Source organism: Pseudomonas oryzihabitans (assembly GCF_001518815.1).
Lineage (GTDB): Bacteria > Pseudomonadota > Gammaproteobacteria > Pseudomonadales > Pseudomonadaceae > Chryseomonas > Chryseomonas oryzihabitans_E.
In genome coordinates, this window is the sequence record NZ_CP013987.1 from 3,254,682 (window position 1) to 3,274,015 (window position 19,334).

Below are 19,334 nucleotides of genomic sequence, written 5' to 3' on the forward strand. Positions count from 1 at the left end.
CAAAAAAAAGCGACCCCGAAGGGTCGCCTTTTCATTCAAGCTCGAACTTAGTTCTGGCTTTCCATCTGCGCCTTGATCAGGTCGCCGATGGTGGTGGGGCCAGCAGCAGGCTCTTGCTTGCTACGCAGGGAGCTCATGGCTTCCTTCTCGTCGTCGACGTCCTTGGACTTGACGGAGAGGCTGATCACGCGGCTCTTGCGATCGATGCTGATGATCTTGGCTTCGACTTCGTCGCCTTCCTTCAGCACGTTACGGGCGTCTTCGACGCGATCACGGCTGATTTCGGACGCCTTCAGGACGCCTTCGATCTCGTTGCCCAGGGTGATGACAGCGCCCTTGGCATCGACTTCCTTGACGGTACCGCGCACGATGGTGCCTTTCTCGTTCAGGGAGGCGTAGTTGGAGAACGGATCGTCTTCCAGCTGCTTGATGCCCAGGGAGATACGCTCGCGCTCCGGGTCAACGGACAGGATCACGGTGTCCAGCTCGTCACCCTTCTTGAAGCGACGCACGGCTTCTTCGCCGGTTTCGTTCCAGGAGATGTCGGACAGGTGTACCAGGCCGTCGATGCCGCCTTCCAGACCAATGAAGATACCGAAATCGGTGATCGACTTGATGGTGCCGGAGATGCGGTCGCCCTTATTGAACTGACCCGAGAACTCTTCCCACGGGTTAGCGCGGCACTGCTTGATGCCCAGGGAGATACGACGACGCTCTTCGTCGATATCCAGGACCATGACTTCCACTTCGTCGCCGACCTGAACGACCTTGGACGGGTGGATGTTCTTGTTGGTCCAATCCATTTCGGACACGTGTACCAGGCCTTCCACGCCCTCTTCCAGCTCGGCGAAGCAGCCGTAGTCGGTGAGGTTGGTGACGCGCGCCTGAACGCGGGTGCCTTCCGGGTAACGAGCCTTGATGGCGACCCACGGATCTTCGCCCAGCTGCTTCAGACCCAGGGAAACGCGGTTGCGCTCGCGGTCGAACTTCAGCACCTTGACGTCGATCTCGTCGCCGACGTTGACGATTTCCGACGGATGCTTGATGCGCTTCCAGGCCATGTCGGTAATGTGCAGCAGGCCATCCACGCCGCCCAGGTCGACGAACGCACCGTAGTCGGTGAGGTTCTTGACGATACCCTTGACCTGCTGACCTTCCTGCAGGGATTCCAGCAGAGCTTCACGCTCGGCGCTGTTCTCGGCTTCCAGGACGCTACGACGGGAAACGACAACGTTGTTGCGCTTCTGGTCCAGCTTGATGACCTTGAACTCGAGTTCCTTGCCTTCCAGGTGAGTGGTGTCACGCACCGGACGGACGTCGACCAGGGAGCCCGGCAGGAACGCGCGGATACCGCTGACGTCGACGGTGAAACCGCCCTTGACCTTGCCGTTGATGACACCCTTGACCACTTCGTCGGCGCTGAACGCTGCTTCCAGGACCAGCCAGGACTCGGCGCGCTTGGCCTTTTCGCGAGACACTTTGGTTTCGCCGAAACCGTCTTCGACGGCATCCAGGGCTACGTGGACTTCGTCACCCACGTTGATGGTCAGCTCGCCTTGTTCGTTGTAGAACTGCTCGAGCGGAACCAGGCCTTCGGATTTCAGGCCGGTATCGACCACAACCCAGTCGCCATCGATCGACACCACGGTGCCGACGATGATGGCGCCCGGCTGCATGTCGAGGGATTTCAGACTTTCTTCAAAGAGTTCTGCGAAGCTTTCGCTCATGTTTATACCTGTTGTATGGATACCCGATGTATCCGGCTACCGCATGACCAGCCCATGCGGGGTGAGTGGTAACCATCCGGCTACCGGGATGTGACTGGTTCCCGGCAGCTTTCACCGACGACTCGAATGAGCCTCGGCCTTCATCCTGCCAGGTCGCGCTCGGCGGCCAGGGTCAGGATGCGTTCCAATACCTGTTGTATGGAGAGATGCGTGGAATCCAGCTCGACGGCGTCGTCGGCAGGCTTGAGCGGAGCAACGCTACGCTGACTATCGCGGGCGTCCCGCTCACGGATCTCTTCCAGGAGGGCAGGCAAACTAACATTTTCGCCCTTTTGCTTCAACTGAAGATAACGCCTCTGTGCCCGTTCCTCGGCACCGGCGGTCAGAAAGATCTTCAGCTCGGCATCCGGGAAAACCACGGTGCCCATGTCACGACCATCGGCCACCAGGCCGGGCGCTTCGCGGAAGGCCTGCTGGCGCTGCAGCAGGGCATCACGAACGGCAGGCAGCGTGGCGACCTGGGAGGCGCCGGCACCGACTTCCTCGGTGCGGATGACGTCAGTGACGTCCTCACCTTCGAGGATGATGCGCTGGCCGTGCTCGTGCCCCGCGAGGAACTGGACGTCCAGATGGGCCGCCAGCAGTTTGAGCGACTCCTCATTGGTGTAGTCGACGCCATGGTTACGCGCGGCGAAGGCCAGCAGCCGATAGAGCGCGCCGGAATCCAGCAGGTTCCAGCCGAGCTGGCGGGCGACCAGCGCCGCGAGGGTGCCCTTCCCCGAACCGCCGGGGCCGTCGAGGGTGATGACGGGTGCGGTACTGCTCATGAGTGCCCCTCCGTAAGGGAATGATGGCTGGCGGCCTGAGCGCCGGCCTGGGTACGACTGGCGAGGATGCGCCCGAAATATTCGCGCGCGCCCCGCGCATGGGTCAGCACCTCCATGAGGAACTGACCATCGCCGGCCTGAATGGCACCGCGCAGTTCGTCGAGATCGGTGCGGTAGGTGTCCAGCGCCTGCAGCACGGCTTCGCGATTGGCGATGAAGATGTCGTGCCACATGGTCGGATCGCTGCCGGCGATACGGGTGAAGTCGCGGAAACCGCCCGCGGCATAGTGGAAGATCTCGCGGTTCTCGCTGCGCTTGGCCAGGGAGTCCACCAGATTGAAGGCCAACAGGTGCGGCAGATGACTGGTGGCGGCGAGAACCTGATCGTGATGTTCGACGGTCATGTGCTCGACGTCGGCGCCGATGGCGCGCCAGAGGCGATCGATCTTGTCCAGGTCGGCCGGCAGGGTTTCTTCCAGTGGCGTGAGGATGACCTTGTGACGATTGAACAGGGCCGCATTGGCCGCGGTGACGCCACTGCGTTCGGAACCGGCGATGGGATGCCCCGGGACGAAACGCAGCGACTGGCCGGCAAAGGCGCGGCGTGCGGCGCGCACCACGTTGCCCTTGGCACTGCCGACATCGGTGAGAATGGCGCCCTGCAGCGACAGTGCCGCCAGATCGGCCAGCACGCGCTCCATGGCCAGGATGGGCACGGCGAGCTGAATGACATCGGCGCCGGGACAGGCCTCGGCGAGTTCGGCGACGCAACGGTCGACCACGCCCAGCTCCACCGCCTGGCGCCGGGTATCCGGATCCCGGTCGATCCCGACCACTTCACGGCAAAGACCACTGGCGCGAGCACCCTTGGCGAAGGAGCCGCCGATCAGCCCCAGGCCGACAACGACAAGACGTTCGATCACGGGGGCGGCCATGTCAGCCACGCCCCAGCACCTTGCCCAGTGCTACCAGGAAGCGGGCGTTTTCCGCCTCGGTACCGATGGAGACGCGCAGGAAGGTCGGCATGCCGTAACCGGCAACGGGGCGAACGATGACGCCTTCCTGCAGCAGGCCCTGGTTGATCGGCCCGGCATCACGACCCAGGTCGACGGCGATGAAATTGCCGCGTGAAGGAATCCATGCCAGGCCGAGGTCGCGAAAACCCGCTTCCAGCTGGGCCATGCCGGCGTCATTCAGGGCGCGGCTGCGGGCCAGGTAGTCGCTGTCGGCCAAGGCCGCACAGGCCGCGGCCTGGGCCAGGCTGTTCACGTTGAACGGCTGGCGTACCCGGTTGAGGACATCGGCCACGGTCGGCGAGGAGAAGGCATAGCCCACGCGCAAGGCGGCCAGGCCATAGGCCTTGGAGAAGGTCCGCGACACCACGAGGTTGGGATACTGCGCGAGGAAGGCCAGGCCGTCCGGCAGCTCGTTGCCTTCGGCGTATTCGATGTAGGCCTCGTCCAGCACTACCAGGACGTGTTCGGGCACGCGGGTGAGGAAGCGTGCCAGGGCTTCGCTGTCGAACCAGGTGCCGGTGGGGTTGTTGGGGTTGGCGACAAAGACCACCCGGGTGTCGGCATCGATGGCGGCCAGCATGGCGTCGAGGTCATGACCGTAGTCCTTTGCCGGGACGCTGCGACCTTCCGCACCGATGGCCAGGGTCACCAGCGGATAGACGGCGAAGGCATGCTCGCTGAACACGGCGTTGTAGCCGGGTGCCAGGTAGGCTCGGGCGACCAGTTCGAGAATGTCGTTGGAGCCGTTGCCCAGGGTGATGCCATTGGCGGCCACGCCGAAGCGCTTGCTCAGGGCCTGCTTGAGGTCGAAGCCGCCGCCATCGGGATAGCGGGTCAGGTCGGCCAGCTCGGCGCGGATGGCTTCGAGGGCCTTGGCACTCGGGCCGAGGGGATTCTCGTTGCTGGCGAGCTTGACGATGCTGGCGGGCGCCATACCCAGCTCGCGGGCCAGTTCATCGACAGGCTTGCCGGGCACGTAGGGCGAAAGTTTCTGTACGCCGGGAAGGGCTTGCGCCAGGAAATCGCAGCTCATGGAGACCTCTTCAACTTGCGATGACGACGGCCGGGCCGCCGAAAATGGGCGCCATCTTAAAGCCAAGGCGGGTCGCGGACCAATCGAAGTTGCGATCGCGCGACGGAAAGCCCGTAGTCGATCCCACTGTAACGACCTGGGCGAGGATCGATCGCCGGGTCAGATAAGGATCGCGGCGGCCAGGAGGGAAATGAGAATGGCGCCGGACTCGACAACGAACCGGGCCAGGTGAACGCTCAGGCAAGCGATACCCTTCCGCACCTTGCCCACCCGCCAACCGTAGCGCTGCTGCAAAGAGTGCACAACGATGTTGATACCACCAAGACTGGCATGATGACGAAGGCGAATCAGCACCGGCATGCCTTGGGGACCGCGGCCTCGCGCGGCCGGGATTGGTCCGGCGAGCAGGGATACGGGCGTCGCGGTCGCCGGAATGAAGGTCCAGCCTAGGCGTGGTACCGCCAGCCAATCTGGCTTCCAGGCCAGTGTGGTACGGAGGATTCTTGGAGGTCATGTGGCCATCCTGGCGCGAGAAAGAAGCCGACCCCAACGACGGGGTCGGCCGGAGGGCTGTCAGCCGAGTTCGGCCAGCAGCTTCTCCCACTCCTTGGTTTCTTTCTTGGAGGGTGCACCCAGCAGCTCGACCGCCTGCCGCAGGCGGAAGCGCGTGAGGTCCGGACCCAAGATTTCCATGGCGTCCAGCACCGAGACCGAGCTGGCCTGGCCGGTAATGGCGGCGAACAGCAGCGGCATCACGTCACGCAGCTTGAGCTGCTGGTGCTCGGCGACGGCCTGGATCACTGCGGTGATGCGCTCCTTGTCCCACTGGCGCAAGGCTTCGAGCTTCCACAGCAGCAGTTGCATGACCAGGCGGACCTGGTCGGCGGACAGCTTCTTGTGCTGGAACAGCGCCGGATCCAGATTGAGCGCACCGCTGAAGAAGAAGCCGGCCAGCGGGGCGATCTGGCTGAAGGTCTCGACGCGCTGCTGCACCAGGGGTGCGATCTTGAGCAGGTAGTCGGGATTGAGCGCCCACTGCTGCACCTCGGCGGCGAAGCGTTCGGGGCTCAGTTCGCGCAGCCACTGGCCGTTGAGCCAGGAGAGCTTCTCGACGTCGAAGATCGGACCGCCCAGGGACACACGCTGGAGGTCGAAATGCTCGACCATCTCGTCCAGGGTGAATTTCTCGCGCTCGTCGGGCATCGACCAGCCCATGCGTCCAAGGTAGTTGAGCATGGCTTGGGGCAGGTAGCCCATGCGCTGGTAGAAGGTCACCGAGGTGGGATTCTTGCGCTTGGAAAGCTTGCTCTTGTCCGGATTGCGCAGCAGCGGCATGTAGCACAGCTGGGGCTGCTCCCAGCCGAAGCACTCGTAGAGCTTGATCAGCTTGGGTGCCGAAGGCAGCCACTCTTCGCCGCGCAGGACGTGGGTGATGCCCATCAGGTGGTCGTCGACCACGTTGGCCAGGAAATAGGTGGGCAGGCCGTCGGCCTTCATCAGCACCTGCATGTCCATGCGATCCCAGGGGATCTCGACATCACCGCGCAGCAGGTCGGGGACGACGCAGACGCCCTCCTCCGGCACCTTCATGCGGATCACATAGGGCTGACCCGCGTCCAGGCGCTGTTGCACCTCGTCCTGGCTCAGGCGCAGGCCGCGACCGTCGTAGCGCGGGGTTTCACCACGCGCCTGCTGTTCGGCACGCATCTGGTCGAGTTCTTCCGGAGTAGCGAAGCAGTAGAAGGCGTGACCTTTCTCCACCAGCTCCCGGGCGTACTTCCAGTAGATCTCGCCGCGCTCGCTCTGCCGATAGGGGCCATGGGGACCGCCAACATCCGGGCCCTCGTCCCACTCGATGCCCAGCCAGCGCAGGGCATCATAGATCTGCTGTTCGGACTCGCGAGTCGAGCGAACCTGGTCGGTATCCTCGATGCGCAGGATGAACTGACCGCCGTGCTGACGGGCGAAGCAGAGATTGAACAGGGCGATATAGGCGGTACCGACATGCGGGTCGCCGGTGGGCGACGGCGCGATGCGCGTGCGAACGGTGGTCATCGGCTTTCTCGAAAAACGCGAAGGGACAAAGGCGGAATGGTAGCAGCGCCGGGGTCAGCGCTGCCAGTTGAGCCCATCACCTTAAACCTGGACCAGGCGCTCGCGGAGCGCCTGTATCTCGTCGCGCAGCTGGGCTGCGGACTCGAACTGCAGGTCGCGCGCCAGCTGCAGCATCTTCTCTTCGAGCTGACGGATGCGCTTGCCGATCTCGCTGGGCGAGCGCAGTTCGGCGGCATATTCGCCCTTGTCCTCGGCAGCCTTGGCCACGCGACGCTTGCCCTTACCACCTGGCGCGGCGGCGCCTTCCATGATGTCGCGGATGTCCTTCTTGATGCCCTGGGGCACGATGCCGTGCTCTTCGTTGAACGCCAGCTGCCGATTGCGGCGGCGCTCGGTCTCGTCGATGGCGCGCTGCATGGAGCCGGTCATGTTGTCGGCATAGAGGATGGCCTTGCCGTTGAGGTTACGCGCCGCCCGGCCGATGGTCTGGATCAGCGAGCGTTCGGAACGCAGGAAACCCTCCTTGTCGGCATCGAGCACCGCCACCAGGGAGACCTCGGGCATGTCCAGGCCTTCGCGCAAGAGGTTGATGCCCACCAGCACGTCGAAGGTGCCCAGGCGCAGGTCGCGGATGATCTCCACCCGCTCCACGGTGTCGATGTCCGAGTGCAGATAGCGCACCCGCACATCGTGATCGGCCAGGTAGTCGGTGAGGTCCTCGGCCATGCGCTTGGTCAGGGTGGTACAGAGCACCCGCTCCTCCTGGGCTACGCGCAGGCGGATCTCGGAGAGCAGATCGTCCACCTGGGTGGTGGCCGGACGGATCTCGATGATGGGGTCGACCAGGCCGGTGGGCCGCACCACCTGCTCGATCACGCGGCCGGCATGTTCCTCCTCGTAAGGGCCGGGGGTGGCCGAGACGAAGATGGTCTGGGGCGCGCCGGCCTCCCACTCCTCGAACTTGAGCGGTCGGTTGTCTAGCGCCGAGGGCAGGCGAAAGCCGTACTCCACCAGGGTTTCCTTGCGCGAGCGATCACCCTTGAACATGGCACCGATCTGCGGAACGGTGACGTGGGATTCGTCGATCACCAGCAGGGCATTGCTCGGCAGGTAGTCGTAGAGGGTGGGCGGCGGCTCGCCCGGACCACGCCCCGACAGGTAGCGGCTGTAGTTCTCGATGCCGTTGCAGTAGCCCAGTTCGAGGATCATCTCCAGGTCGAAGCGAGTACGCTGCTCCAGGCGCTGGGCTTCGAGCAGACGATTCTGGCTGCGCAGCCATTCGAGGCGGTCGGCGAGCTCCAGCTTGATGTTCTCGATGGCGCCCAGCAGGGTCTCGCGCGGCGTGGCGTAGTGGGTCTTGGGATAGAAGGTGAAGCGCGGCAACTTGCGGATCACCTCGCCGGTCAACGGATCGAAGGCCGACAGACTCTCTACTTCATCGTCGAACAGCTCGATGCGCACCGCTTCCAAGTCGGATTCCGCCGGGAAGATGTCGATGACGTCGCCGCGCACGCGAAAGGTGGCGCGGGCGAATTCCATGTCGTTACGGCTGTACTGCAACTCGGCCAGCCGGCGCAGGATGGTGCGCTGGTCGATGCGATCGCCGCGATCCAGGTGCAGGACCATCTTCAGGTAGGCCTCGGGACTGCCCAGGCCATAGATGGAGGACACCGAGGCGACGATGATGGCGTCCTTGCGCTCGAGCAGCGCCTTGGTAGCAGAGAGGCGCATCTGCTCGATGTGGTCGTTGATGGACGAGTCCTTCTCGATGAAGGTGTCCGACGACGGCACATAGGCTTCCGGCTGGTAGTAGTCGTAGTAGGAGACGAAGTATTCCACCGAGTTGTTCGGGAAGAAGGCCTTGAATTCGCCATAGAGCTGGGCGGCCAGGGTCTTGTTCGGCGCCAGCACCATAGTCGGGCGCTGCACCTGGGCGATGACGTTGGCAATGCTGAAGGTCTTGCCCGAGCCGGTCACGCCGAGCAGGGTCTGGTGCGACAGGCCCGCCTCCAGGCCTTCCACCATCTGGCGAATGGCTTCGGGCTGGTCGCCGGCCGGGGTGTAGCGGGTGGAAAGCTGGAATGCGGACATGGCTGCCTCAGTAGCGCGGAAATGCACGGACACCACCACGCTAACGCAAGGTCAGGGCGGTGTGGACGAGGAAAAGGCTGGAAGCCCCTAGATGAGGTCGCATGCGCCCCTTTGCAATCCGCCTGCGGCGCCGCACGTCAGGAAATCTCCTACCGAGGTCGGGTCGCGATGGTGCCTGCAGGGGGCTATACTCCTGGTTCCTAAGCGTTCCGCCCTTCCCTTCACCTCTCATTCGAGCCCCTGCCCCATGAGTTTGTTCTCCGCCGTCGAAATGGCACCCCGCGACCCCATCCTTGGCCTGAACGAGGCCTATAACGCCGACGCCCGTCCGCACAAGGTCAATCTGGGCGTGGGGGTCTACTACGACGAGCAGGGCCGCATTCCGTTGCTGCGCGCCGTGGCCGAGGCCGAGAAGCAGCGCGTGGCCGCCCAGGCGCCGCGTGGCTACCTGCCCATCGAGGGCATCGCCGCCTACGACCAGGCCGTGCAGCACCTGCTGTTCGGTGCCGAATCGAGTCTGGTGCGCGAAGGTCGCGCCATCACCGTGCAGGCCGTCGGCGGTACCGGCGCCCTGAAGATCGGTGCCGACTTCCTCAAGCGCCTGCTACCGGACGCCGTGGTCGCCATCAGCGATCCGAGCTGGGAAAACCACCGCGCCCTGTTTGAGAGCGCCGGCTTTCCCGTGCAGAACTATCGCTATTACGACGCCGCCAGCAATGGCCTGAATCGCGAAGGCTTCCTGGCCGATCTCAAGGCATTGCCAGAGCGCTCGGTTGTGGTGTTGCACGCCTGCTGCCACAACCCCACTGGCGTGGATCTGCAGCCGGCCGACTGGCAAGCGGTGCTGGACGTGGTCAAGGCGCGCAACCTGGTGCCCTTCCTCGACATCGCCTACCAGGGCTTTGGCGACGGCATCGAGGAAGACGCCCAGGCCGTACGCCTGTTCGCCGATTCCGGCCTGACCTTTTTGGTCTCCAGCTCCTTCTCCAAATCCTTCTCGCTGTACGGCGAGCGGGTCGGCGCCCTGACCCTGGTCAGCGAGAGCCGCGAGGAAAGCGCCCGGGTGCTGTCGCAGGTCAAACGGGTGATCCGCACCAATTACTCCAACCCACCGACCCATGGCGCCACCATCGTCGCCACCGTGCTGAGCAATCCCGAGCTGCGCGCCCTGTGGGAAGCCGAACTGGGAGAAATGCGCCAGCGCATCCGCACCATGCGTAACGCCCTGGTGGGAGGCCTGGCCGCTGCCGGCGCCACCCGCGACTTCGCTTTCGTCAACGCCCAGCGCGGCATGTTCTCCTACTCCGGCCTGACCGCCGAGCAGGTCGAGCGGCTGAAGAGCGAATTCGGCATCTATGCGGTCAGTACCGGACGCATCTGCGTGGCCGCGTTGAACGAGCGCAATCTGCAGCCCACCATCCAGGCCATCGCCGCGGTATTGAAGGGCTGACGAAGGGCTTTCGGCGGCCCGTTTTTCTGGTGCCGCCGAGGCTTGACTTCCCGTTATCTATCAGTAAGATACGCCCCGTTGTTCCGCGATAGCTCAGTCGGTAGAGCAAATGACTGTTAATCATTGGGTCCCTGGTTCGAGTCCAGGTCGCGGAGCCAAAATCTGAAAAAGCCCGTAGCGGGTAACCGCTGCGGGCTTTTTGTTTGGGTGCGATTTTCATCGTATAGACGCTGTACCACCTCGGCTGCCAGGGAAGATCCGCGACTATCCCTCGCTGTTTCGCGAAGACCTTGGGGCCCCAGCGATTCGCCATGTGGCTCAGGATCAACGCGACCGCAGTCGCCCAGACAGCGAGCTACTGCGTAACGGGCTGGGGACAACTACGGTGCAGCATCTCCAGATCCCAGGGCTTGGGCAGAAAGGTGGCACGAGCCGCAGAAGCCGGATTTTCGTCGCAATAGCCCGAGGTGATGACGATGGGCAGGCCCGCCTGGCGGTCACGTGCCTGAAGTGCCAGATCGACACCGCTCAGCAGGCCCGGCATCCGCACATCGGTAAAGAGCAGATCCAGCGTGGGCTGCGCTTCCTGCAGGAAGGCACAGGCCGCGTCGGCACTGCCGAAGGCATCCACCTGATAACCCCAGCCTTCGAAAAGCTCCTGCAATAGCTCTCGCAGAACAGGCTCATCCTCGGCGACTAGCACACGCTGGCGATTCATGAGCGGATCCTGTGATTGAAAGATTTGCAATGGTTTGACCATAGCAATTCGCTAGCGTCCTCAGCTATACGACCAAGGGCACTGTTGTACAAGAAAGGTACCCGCCTGGTCCGCGAGTCGACGAAACGGCTGAAGCGGTCCAAGTCTTGTACAGGATGCCGCCGTCGGACCGGGCAAAGGCGCCTTTGATGCGCCCGCCCCCCCTAAGCGAGACGGCTTTGCGTTAAGCTTGCGCCGCCGTTATCTACACCACAGGTTAGAGCCTTGGATCCGTCGTCTCGTCGTCATTGGATCAGCGATCTCAGCAGTACGATCCGAGCTCGTCCGGCGCAGGCTTACGGCCTCGCTCTACTGGCCTTCGCCCTGGCCTTGGGCGCACGTTTCGCCCTGGCCGATATCCTGATGCAGGGCTTTCCTTACCTGACCTTCTTTCCGGCGGTGATCCTGACCGCCTTCTTCTGCGGCACGCGTGCCGGCGTCCTCTGTGCAATGCTTTCCGGTCTCGCGGCCTGGTACTTCTTCATTCCTCCGGGCTGGACCTTCGATGTCGGTGCCCAGGGCTTTCTGGCCCTGGCCTTCTACGTCGTCATCGTCGGAGTGGACATCGCCCTGATCCACTACATGCACAGGGCAAGCGCCCGACTGCGCGCCGAGCAGCAGGTGATCCACGACCTCTACAACGTCCAGACGACGATGTTCCAGGAATTGCAGCACCGGGTGGCCAACAACATCCAGTTCATCGCCTCGCTGCTCATGCTGCAGCAGCTCAAGCTGCCCGGTGACAGCCAGGCCTCCCAGGCCCTGGAAGAGGCGCGCTCGCGACTGGAAAGCATCTCGCGCATTCATCGGCGCCTGCACGACCCCGCCGATGCCGACCAGCCAGTGGCTCACCACCTGCAGCTGCTCACCAGCGATCTGCTGGCCGCGGCAGGACAGTCCAACGTGTCCTGCGCCATCAACGCCGAGCCGCTGAATTTCGATCTCTCGCGCCTGACCACCCTGTCGATGCTGGTGGCGGAGGTGGTCACCAATTCCCTCAAGCATGCCTTCGAGGACAGCCAGCGCGGCCTGATCAGCATCAGCCTGCAACGTGAAGAAGATCAGCGCCTGCTGCTGCGTATCGCCGACAACGGTCGCGGCATGCCGCAGCAGTTCAATCCGCGCACCAGCCAGCGCCTGGGCTTCAAGATCATCAACAGCCTGGCCGAGCAGCTCGGTGGCGAGGCGCGCTATCGAAATGACAATGGCACCGTCGTCGAGGTGCAGCTCGTAGCCTAGAGGCGGAGGCGTACCCAGGCACCAGACAGGGCAAAAACCCTATACAATGCGCGGCTTTTCCAGCCAGGTGCCCCCGCCATGACCGCTCTACCGCCCTGCCCCCTCTGCGCATCCGAATACACCTATGCCGACGGTGATCAACTGATCTGCCCGGAATGCGCCCATGAATGGACGCCCGGTGAAGCCGGCGCCGCCGATGAAACCAAGGTGATCCGCGATGCCGTCGGTAACCCTCTGCAAGACGGCGACACCGTCAGCGTGATCAAGGACCTCAAGGTCAAGGGCTCGTCCTTGGTGGTCAAGGTCGGCACCAAGGTCAAGAACATCCGCCTGGTCGATGGCGATCACGACATCGACTGCAAGATCGATGGCATAGGTGCGATGAAGCTCAAATCCGAGTTCGTCAAAAAGGTCTGATCGTCGTACCGGGGTGTTCGCTGGCGGAGCGATGGCCTACCCTTGAGGCTCTTTTTCCCTGCCAAGGACTCTCCATGTCTTATCGCTTCCTCCGCCCGGCCCTGTTCCTTGCGCCTCTGCTGCTCGCCGGCCAGGCCTTCGCCCAGTCGGCGCCCAACAACGCCCAGGAACCGCAGCCGTCGGTCACGGAGAAGTATGGCGACTGGCAGGTGATCTGCCGCATCGCCCGCAACGCGGAGCGCTCCGCGCAGCTCTGCGCCCTGACCCAGCAGAAGGACAGCGCCAAGGGCCAGCGCATGCTGGTCACCGAACTGCGCCCCAATCGCGAAGGCGTGGACGGCATCCTGGTGCTGCCGTTCGGCGTGGCCGTGACCAAGCCGATCTCGCTGCAGATCGACAAGCGCAGCCTGGAGAATCGCCCCTTCCATACCTGCATTCCCCAGGGTTGCGTGGTGCCGGTGGAGTTCGTCGGCGATGTCTTCAAGCAGCTGCAGCGCGGCGGTCGCCTGACCGTGACCACGCCGGTCGCCAATGGCGAGACCGCCAGCGAAAGCCTGTCGCTCAAGGGGTTCTCCAAGGCCTACGACCGGGCCAAGGAACTGACGAAGCCGCTGTAAGGACCTCTAGTCTGGCAAGGGTGCTGCCGGGTGCTGCGCCGTGCCGCTGGCGGCGGCACGCTCCACGGCGGCCACCAGCGCCAGGGTACGGGCGGCATCCTCGGCACTGACCAGGGGGGCCTCCAATCCCCGCGCGACCCGCACGAAGTGCTCCAGCTGCAGACGCAAGGCCTCGTCCGGGGTCGCGGCCCGCATCTCTGCTCCAAGCGGCTGGTGCCAGCCGGCGCCCGGCTCGGCATAGTGCCAGAGGCGCAGCTGCGGCACGCTCAGGGCGCCTTCGGTCCCGGCGAAGAGGTAGCAGGACTGGTCCGGCTGGTGGGGATAGACCGGATTCTCGCCACTGGTGAGCTCCCAGCTCCAGGGCGCGACGGCGCCGTCACTGGCGGTGAGACTGCACAGGGCGCCGCTCTCGAATTGCAGGCTGATCACGGCACTGTCGGCATTGGCGTAGCCGCGCAGGGCGTTGTCGGTGAAAGCCTGGACTTGGCGCACCTCGCCACAGAGATGACGCAGCAGGTCGAGGTCATGGATCAGGTTGGTGAGCAGCATCCCGGCCCCCGCTTCGCGGCGCCAGGCACTCTCGAAATAGCTCTCAGGCTTCTGCAGTTGCCACAACGCGGTGACGGTGACCAGACGGCCAAGCACGCCCTTGCGCAACAATTCATGAGCCCTGGCGATCAGCGGATTGTGACGACGATGATGACCGACCAGCAGTGCCACGCGCCGGTCGCGCTGGGCGTGCAGCAGCTGAGCCACCTCTTCTGACGTGGTTCCCACGGGCTTCTCCAGCAGCAGCGGGATGCCGAGGGCCAAGCAATCAAGGGCGGTGGCGACGTGCAGGGCATTGGGATTGGCGACGATCACCGCTTCCGGGCGCACGGTTTCCAGCAGCTGGCGATGATCGCGGAAATGCGGCACGGCCCATTGCGCGGCGAGTTCGGCCGCCATCGGATCGGGATCGGCCAGGCCGCACAGCCGAGCACTCGGCACGGATTGAAGATGATGCAGGTGCTGGCGGCCCATGTTGCCGGCGCCGATGAGGGCGATGCGCAAGGCAGCGACCATGACAGAACCTATTGTTATGGTTGTGAGGTCTCTCGACTCTAAGGGACGCCCTGTCGAAGGCGCTACTGCACCGGCAGGAAATTGATGAACAGCAGACTCTGGGCGTAGTTGACGCCGATGCGCCGGTAGCGCTCGTCCAGCAACTGGGCGAGCAGGTCCAGCCGGGCGACGATCTTGCCGAACTCGGTGGCGAAGCTGAGGTTGCTGCCCTCCTCCGAGATCTCGTTGGCGAACAGCAGGGGTTCGCCGTCGGCATTCTTGCGCTGGCCCAGCAGCCAGGTGGCCTTCTCGATGTTGCGGGCGGCGTTGTTGACGAAGCGCGCATTCACCACATCGGTGATGTAGAACTCGGTGCGATTGCCATGGGCGGCGATGATCATGCTGCCGATGGCATAGATGAAGGCACCGACGCGGTCGCCCTGGTAATCATCGCCCAGCACGTAGCTCAGGGCCGCCACGTCCTTGCGTCCCCCTAATGCCGGCAGGCTGCGGCGCTGCTCGATGGCCGTGCGGATCTCCCGCTCGGCGCTGGCGGCATCGGGCAGGCCGGTCTTCTTCCACTCGGCCGGATTGCGCAGATAGAGCTTGTTCATCAGCAGGTACAGGCTCTGTAGATTGGCCTGCATGGCGAGGGTAGCCATGCGATCGGAGCTGGTCTGCAGGAATTCGCTGGGGCGGGTCTTGCCGAATTGCTGGGCGATATCCTGGGCAGCTTGACGGCTGCAGCCGCTCAGACTCGCGAGTAGGAGGCCAATCACACACCCGAGACGGGCGACGGCTGTGAAGGTAGGGGCAGGCATGGAAGCTTCGGCAATGGAGGGCAGCCGAAGGGTAAAGCCTTCCTTGGCCGGCCTGCTGTGCGGCAGGCCAAGGAATGGGTTTTTCTAACGTTCAGTCGTTGCTGCGGAAAACGATTAGCGGTGCCGCCTCACTGCCACGGGTGAAGATGCAGGCATTGTTATCGGATGTAGCTCCCACCATTGATATCAAGAGTGGCGCCGTTTAATGAGCGCTGCGAAGTCCGTAGAACAAAGGCTACCAACTCGGCAAGTTCTTCCAGGGCAACAGCCCGGCCTATCGGAATATCCCGCGTCACAGCTTGTTGACCATGAATAGCCATGAAGCTTTCTGCCATTTCGGTACCCACCCAGCCAGGCGCTATAGCTACAGCAGTGATCCCGTCAGCGCCGAATGAGGTAGCAATGGATTTGGTCAGATTGATGAGTGCCGCTTTCGACGCCCCATACTGCATGGCGTCAGCGGAATAGCCCCGATGCGCGGCCCGGCTTGCCATATTGACGATGCGGCCACCTCCGTTCGACCTGAAATGGGTTATGGCCTCCTTGCATAGGTCCGCAGCGGCAAAGAAATTGATCTGAAACTCTCTCCGCCAAGTCCTCTGCCATTCCGCAGGGGCAGCCTCCACCGAAACCTCGTTGCGGACACCGGCATTATTCACCAAGGCATCTATACGACCCGTGATCGCCATAGCTTGGTGCCACAACTCGAGAGGCCCACCCTCGGTTCCTAGGTCGCCACAAACGAGATGCCCAGCGCCACCGATACTGGCGAGCAGATGTTCGGCACGTCCTCTATCTCTACTGTAATGGATGATGACCTCGGCCCCTTGGCCAGCTATCTGCCGAACGATGGCCCCTCCAATGTCGCCAGATGCGCCAGTGACCAATACCGTCTGACCAAGCAAGGGTTTGTTCATCTTTTTCTCAGGCAATAAGCGTCTGAACAGAAAGCATGCACTGGGTGGCACGCCGCTCCACCAGCCAAGACAGGGAGTGTCCAGCCTTGACTGGAGTCATAGCCGTCGAGGAAGTCCATGCGCGAGAAAGAAGCTTCAATTCGCCTCAATTCAACTGCCAGCAGGACGTTGGAGAGTGCTGAAGCAGCAAAGCTGGCGCCTGTGACGCCAGCTTTGCCACCACCCGCTTGACTCAGCCGTTGCTGGGAAAAGCGAACTGCGAGGCCTCATGGGTCTCACGTTGCGGCCAGCGCTGGGTGATTGTCTTGCGGCGGGTGTAGAAGCGCACACCATCGGGGCCATAGGCGTGAAGGTCGCCGAACAGCGATCTCTTCCAGCCGCCGAAGCTGTGGTAGGCCACCGGCACCGGCAGGGGCACGTTGATGCCGACCATGCCTACTTCGATCTGGTCGGCGAACAGCCGGGCCGCTTCGCCATCGCGGGTGAAGATGCAGGTGCCGTTACCGTATTCGTGGGCGTTGATCAGGGCGATGCCCTCTTCCAGGCTCCTGACCCGTACCACGCAGAGTACCGGCCCGAAGATCTCTTCCTTGTAGATGCGCATCTCCGGGGTGACCTGATCGAACAGGCAGCCGCCGAGGAAGAAGCCGTCCTCGTGATCGGCGACCTTGAGGCTGCGGCCGTCCACCACCAGCTTGGCACCCGTGGCCACGCCATCGGCGACGTAGCCGGTGACCTTGTCCAAGTGCGCGCCGGTCACCAGCGGGCCCATGTCCAGGCCACATTGGGTGCCCGGACCGACCTTGAGTTTCTCGATCTCCGGTACCAGGCGGGCAATCAGCGCATCGGCGACCTGATCACCGACGCAGACCGCCACCGAGATGGCCATGCAGCGCTCGCCGCAAGAGCCGTAGACGGCACCCATCAGGGCATTGACGGTGTTGCCCAGGTCGGCATCGGGCATGACCACCGCGTGGTTCTTGGCGCCGCCCAGGGCCTGGACGCGCTTGCCCTTGGCCGTGCCGCGGGCATAGATGTACTCGGCGATGGGGGTGGAGCCAACGAAGCTCAGCGCCTTGACCTCGGGGGCGTCGATCAGGCCGTCCACGGCTTCCTTGTCGCCATGCACCACGTTCAATACCCCCTTGGGCAGACCAGCTTCTTCGAACAGCTGGGCGATGGCCAGGGTGGAACTGGGGTCGCGCTCGCTGGGCTTGAGGATGAAGGTATTGCCGCAGGCGATGGCCAGCGGATACATCCACAGCGGCACCATGGCCGGGAAGTTAAAGGGGGTGATGCCGGCCACCACGCCCAGGGGCTGGAAGTCGGACCAGGTGTCGATGCTGGGACCAGCATTGCGGTTGTACTCCCCCTTGAGCAGCTCGGGGGCGGCAGTGGCGTATTCGACGTTCTCGATGCCGCGACGCAATTCGCCGGCGGCGTCTTCCAGGGTCTTGCCGTGCTCCTCGCTGATCAGCTGGACCAGGCGCTCTTCGTTGCTCTCCAGCAGTTGCTTGAAGCGGAACAGCACCTGGGCGCGCTTGGCCGGCGGGGTGTTGCGCCAGGCCGGAAAGGCGGCCTGGGCGGCATCGATGGCCTGTTGCAGGGTGGCGGCATCGGCAAGGGGCACTTCGCGGATCACCGCGCCAGTGGAGGGGTTGTAGACCGGCGCGCGGCGGCTGCCACCGTCGACCAGCTGGCCGCCGATGAGATGCTTGAGACTCATGAAGGGACTCCTTGTACGAGAGGTTGGCGCTCCCCAGGGGAGCGCCGAAAAAGGGAGATCAGTCGAGGCGGTTGAGGACGTCGCCGACGGCGGCGAAGACGCGATCCAGGTCCTCGGGCTTGGCATTGAAGGTAGGCCCGAATTGCAGGGTGTCGCCCCCGAAGCGGACATAGAAGCCGGCCTTCCAAAGGGCGATACCGGCCTCATAGGGACGGATCACCGCATCGCCATCGCGCGGCGCCAGCTGCAGGGCGCCAGCCAGGCCGCAGTTGCGGATGTCCACCACGTGCTTGGCACCCTTGAGGCCATGCAGCGAGGCTTCGAACGTCGGCGCTAGCTCGGCGGCCTGTTGTACGAGGTTCTCCCGTTCCATGAGCTCCAGCGCCGCCAGTCCCGCGGCGCAAGCCACCGGGTGGGCCGAATAGGTGTAGCCGTGGGGAAACTCCACCATGTGCTCCGGCGTGGCCTGATTCATGAAGGTGTCATAGATGGCGCTGCTGGCGATTACCGCGCCCAGGGGTACGGCGCCATTGGTGACTTGCTTGGCGACGTTCATCAGGTCTGGCGTCACGCCGAAGTATTCGGCGCCGGTGTGACGCCCCATGCGGCCAAAGGCAGTAATGACCTCGTCGAAGATCAGCAGGATGTCGTGCTGGGTGCAGATCTCGCGCAGGCGTTGCAGATAGCCCACCGGCGGCACGATCACCCCGGCCGAACCGGACATGGGCTCGACGATGACGGCGGCGATGTTGGAGGCATCGTGTAGTTCGATCAGCTTGAGCAGTTCATTGGCCAGCTCGACGCCACCGGTCTCGGCCATGCCCCTGGTAAAGGCCATGCCAGGTTGCAGGGTATGGGGCAGGTGGTCGACGTCCATGAAGGAGCCGTACATCTTCCGGTTGCCGCCGATGCCGCCCAGGCTGGTGCCGGCGATGTTGACGCCATGGTAGCCACGGGCACGACCGATCAGCTTGGTCTTGGCCGGCTGACCCTTGATGCGCCAGTAGGCCCGCGCCAGCTTGACTGAGGTATCGGCGCTCTCGGAACCCGAGCCGGTGAAGAAGACGTGGTCCAGACCCGCCGGGGTCAGCTCGGCCATCTTCTCGGCCAGCTGGAAGGACAGCGGATGGCCGTACTGGAAGCCTGGCGAGTAGTCGAGGGTGCCCAGCTGACGCGCCACGGCCTCCTGGATTTCCTTGCGCGAATGCCCGGCGCCGCAGGTCCAGAGACCGGACAGGCTGTCATAGATGCGCCGCCCCTGATCGTCCGTCAGCCAACTGCCCTCGGCGGCCACCACGATGCGTGGATCCTTCTGGAAGGCGCGATTGGCGGTGAAGGGCATCCAATGGGCGCGCAGATTGAGCTGGGCGGCGACGGGCGGGGAAACGGTCAGCGGCTGGTTCATGATAGGGCCTCGGGCGGGACGATGAGCCTGCAGAATGCGCCGCACCTTGCGTGAGTTAAATGGCTTTTTTCTTGCGCTTGAATTTATAAAAACTCACGCAATTCAGGTATCGGGTGTCTGCAAAATTTTTTTCCTCCGCCTCTCATCATCGTTTTATATCGAGAAAACAACGCCTTACCTCGTCTTTGCAGC

At 63.5% G+C, this 19,334-nt stretch carries 16 protein-coding genes, 1 tRNA gene and 1 pseudogene; 5 read left to right on the forward strand and 13 right to left on the reverse strand.

Annotation, left to right across the window (positions count from 1 at the left end; all coding sequences use genetic code 11):
* Positions 1 to 47 precede the first annotated feature (47 nt).
* The 7 genes and pseudogenes from rpsA to uvrB form a co-directional block, all read right to left on the reverse strand.
* Positions 48 to 1,727 carry a 30S ribosomal protein S1 gene (gene rpsA / locus APT59_RS14830; protein ID WP_059315566.1) on the reverse strand — a complete coding sequence of 560 codons (1,680 nt, stop codon included), beginning with the start codon at positions 1,725 to 1,727 and terminating at the stop codon, positions 48 to 50.
* A 140-nt stretch (positions 1,728 to 1,867) separates the two neighbouring features.
* Complete coding sequence (gene cmk, locus APT59_RS14835) at positions 1,868 to 2,554, reverse strand: (d)CMP kinase (RefSeq protein ID WP_007160398.1); 687 nt, start codon at positions 2,552 to 2,554, stop codon at positions 1,868 to 1,870.
* Between the two features lie 20 nt (positions 2,555 to 2,574).
* Positions 2,575 to 3,489, reverse strand: a pseudogene (locus tag APT59_RS14840) (prephenate dehydrogenase/arogenate dehydrogenase family protein); the annotation flags it as partial.
* 1 nt (position 3,490) lies between these two features.
* On the reverse strand, positions 3,491 to 4,603 hold the full coding sequence (hisC, locus tag APT59_RS14845; protein ID WP_059315568.1) for a histidinol-phosphate transaminase: 1,113 nt from the start codon (positions 4,601 to 4,603) through the stop codon (positions 3,491 to 3,493).
* 159 nt (positions 4,604 to 4,762) lie between these two features.
* Positions 4,763 to 4,963, reverse strand: a complete 201-nt coding sequence (locus APT59_RS14850) for a hypothetical protein (RefSeq protein WP_156428964.1) — start codon at positions 4,961 to 4,963, stop codon at positions 4,763 to 4,765.
* A 213-nt stretch (positions 4,964 to 5,176) separates the two neighbouring features.
* Positions 5,177 to 6,658 carry a glutamate--tRNA ligase gene (gltX, locus tag APT59_RS14855; protein ID WP_059315570.1) on the reverse strand — a complete coding sequence of 494 codons (1,482 nt, stop codon included), beginning with the start codon at positions 6,656 to 6,658 and terminating at the stop codon, positions 5,177 to 5,179.
* Between the two features lie 81 nt (positions 6,659 to 6,739).
* Positions 6,740 to 8,749: an excinuclease ABC subunit UvrB gene (uvrB, locus tag APT59_RS14860; protein WP_059315571.1), complete on the reverse strand. Its 2,010-nt coding sequence runs from the start codon at positions 8,747 to 8,749 to the stop codon at positions 6,740 to 6,742.
* Positions 8,750 to 8,996: 247 nt separating this feature from the next.
* Here uvrB and APT59_RS14865 point away from each other — a divergent pair, with 247 nt between their 5' ends.
* Together APT59_RS14865 and APT59_RS14870 are read left to right on the forward strand one after the other, a co-directional pair.
* Positions 8,997 to 10,199, forward strand: a complete 1,203-nt coding sequence (locus APT59_RS14865) for an amino acid aminotransferase (RefSeq protein ID WP_059315572.1) — start codon at positions 8,997 to 8,999, stop codon at positions 10,197 to 10,199.
* Positions 10,200 to 10,281: 82 nt separating this feature from the next.
* Positions 10,282 to 10,357: transfer RNA gene (locus tag APT59_RS14870), tRNA-Asn, on the forward strand.
* 197 nt (positions 10,358 to 10,554) lie between these two features.
* On the opposite strand, the gene APT59_RS14875 is transcribed toward APT59_RS14870, so the two are convergent.
* The gene (locus tag APT59_RS14875) at positions 10,555 to 10,917 is read right to left on the reverse strand and encodes a response regulator (RefSeq protein ID WP_059315573.1); all 363 of its coding nucleotides are present in this window, start codon (positions 10,915 to 10,917) and stop codon (positions 10,555 to 10,557) included.
* Positions 10,918 to 11,181: 264 nt separating this feature from the next.
* On the opposite strand from APT59_RS14875, the gene APT59_RS14880 reads away from it, so the two are divergent.
* From APT59_RS14880 to APT59_RS14890, 3 genes are all read left to right on the forward strand, one after another.
* Positions 11,182 to 12,195 (forward strand): sensor histidine kinase, encoded by a 1,014-nt coding sequence (locus tag APT59_RS14880; protein ID WP_059315574.1) that lies wholly within the window; start codon positions 11,182 to 11,184, stop codon positions 12,193 to 12,195.
* Between the two features lie 78 nt (positions 12,196 to 12,273).
* On the forward strand, positions 12,274 to 12,612 hold the full coding sequence (locus APT59_RS14885; RefSeq protein WP_059315575.1) for a zinc ribbon domain-containing protein YjdM: 339 nt from the start codon (positions 12,274 to 12,276) through the stop codon (positions 12,610 to 12,612).
* 74 nt (positions 12,613 to 12,686) lie between these two features.
* Complete coding sequence (locus tag APT59_RS14890) at positions 12,687 to 13,229, forward strand: invasion associated locus B family protein (protein ID WP_059315576.1); 543 nt, start codon at positions 12,687 to 12,689, stop codon at positions 13,227 to 13,229.
* 6 nt (positions 13,230 to 13,235) lie between these two features.
* Here the strand turns inward: APT59_RS14890 and APT59_RS14895 are convergent, their stop codons facing one another.
* The 5 genes from APT59_RS14895 to APT59_RS14915 all read right to left on the reverse strand — a co-directional run bounded on the left by APT59_RS14895 (position 13,236) and on the right by APT59_RS14915 (position 19,142).
* The gene (locus APT59_RS14895) at positions 13,236 to 14,294 is read right to left on the reverse strand and encodes a Gfo/Idh/MocA family protein (protein ID WP_059315577.1); all 1,059 of its coding nucleotides are present in this window, start codon (positions 14,292 to 14,294) and stop codon (positions 13,236 to 13,238) included.
* 62 nt (positions 14,295 to 14,356) lie between these two features.
* On the reverse strand, positions 14,357 to 15,094 hold the full coding sequence (locus tag APT59_RS14900; RefSeq protein WP_059315578.1) for a hypothetical protein: 738 nt from the start codon (positions 15,092 to 15,094) through the stop codon (positions 14,357 to 14,359).
* Between the two features lie 158 nt (positions 15,095 to 15,252).
* Positions 15,253 to 16,011: an SDR family NAD(P)-dependent oxidoreductase gene (locus tag APT59_RS14905; protein WP_059315579.1), complete on the reverse strand. Its 759-nt coding sequence runs from the start codon at positions 16,009 to 16,011 to the stop codon at positions 15,253 to 15,255.
* 232 nt (positions 16,012 to 16,243) lie between these two features.
* Positions 16,244 to 17,737 (reverse strand): CoA-acylating methylmalonate-semialdehyde dehydrogenase, encoded by a 1,494-nt coding sequence (locus APT59_RS14910; protein WP_059315580.1) that lies wholly within the window; start codon positions 17,735 to 17,737, stop codon positions 16,244 to 16,246.
* A gap of 58 nt (positions 17,738 to 17,795) precedes the next feature.
* Positions 17,796 to 19,142 carry an aspartate aminotransferase family protein gene (locus APT59_RS14915; RefSeq protein WP_059315581.1) on the reverse strand — a complete coding sequence of 449 codons (1,347 nt, stop codon included), beginning with the start codon at positions 19,140 to 19,142 and terminating at the stop codon, positions 17,796 to 17,798.
* Between the last annotated feature and the right edge of the window lie 192 nt (positions 19,143 to 19,334).